The following is a 1,067-nucleotide window of genomic DNA, read 5'->3' on the forward strand; positions in this document are numbered from 1 at the left end:
GCTGCACCTAATATGATGAGTCCAGAACAATGGAATCCGAACGCTGCACCTAATATGATGAGTCCAGAACAATGGAATCCGAACGCTGCACCTAACCATATGGAGGCTAATGTTTCAGGAATGAACCCGATGTATGGGATGTCATCGAACCTTCCTTGGCCAACTAATTGTGGGTGTGGAGGGATGCATGTTCAACCCTATTCATATGAAATGCCCGTATATAATACCTATCCTGCATATGGAAACCCAAATGCATTCTCTGCTTATGGAGCAGGAACACCTAATCAGGGAATAGTTCCAGCATCTCCACTTGGAGCTTTTGGCGGGCCGATAATGTCGAGTATTCCGTCTAATCCACAGTATCCAGGTATTGGTAATTATTCGCAGCATAATCGGGTTCCGGAAATCCAAGATCCTGAAACGTTTGTACAGGACGTTCCCGAAGTTGCTAGAACAGTGAGTGAGGAATCCACTTCTGGCGCTTCTCTCAAGAGCAAGGGAATTGCAACGAAGGAAACGGCATCAAAAGCAAAGACCTCGAGTCAAAACAGCAGTAAGAAAAACAAAACAGTTGTGAAGTCTCAACGTTCCAATGCTGGTGGTCGTACAGAGAGCTCAAAGAAACGCAGAAATCCGTGGATTTCTAATTAATACAGTCTAAACTAACATCCAATTTCTATTTAACGTGTAGGTTCTGATTATTAGAATCTACACGTTTTTTATGATAAGGTGTGAACGAGATGTAGGAGTGAAGAAGAAGTACTTATTTTTTTGAAATTAGGGGTTGTTTTTAGAGTGGGTTATATGTTACATTATAAATCCAGTCGTAAAGAGGAGATATAAACTTTCGGTTGGTGAATGTTAATCCGAATGAAATTACAAAAGACTTTGAAAAAAAGTGTTGCAATTCATCGGATAACATGATATATTATAAAAGTTGCTGCTGAGACATTAAACGGCGCCAACGAGAACTTGATCTTTGAAAACTGAACAACGAGTGAGTAGGAAATCACGAAAGTGAAATCCAAAATTAGAGAATTAATTTTCTCGTCAGATGTTTCAAAATG

The 1,067-nt window shown here is 40.0% G+C and carries 1 protein-coding gene; it reads left to right on the forward strand.

The genetic code is table 11. The features are described 5' to 3' along the window. Positions 1 to 651 (forward strand): hypothetical protein (locus M2444_RS33445; RefSeq protein WP_280789146.1); only part of this gene is annotated, 651 nt, incomplete at its 5' end. Positions 652 to 1,067 lie beyond the last annotated feature (416 nt).

Source organism: Paenibacillus sp. PastF-3, assembly GCF_029893135.1.
Lineage (GTDB): Bacteria > Bacillota > Bacilli > Paenibacillales > Paenibacillaceae > Paenibacillus_AQ > Paenibacillus_AQ nitricinens.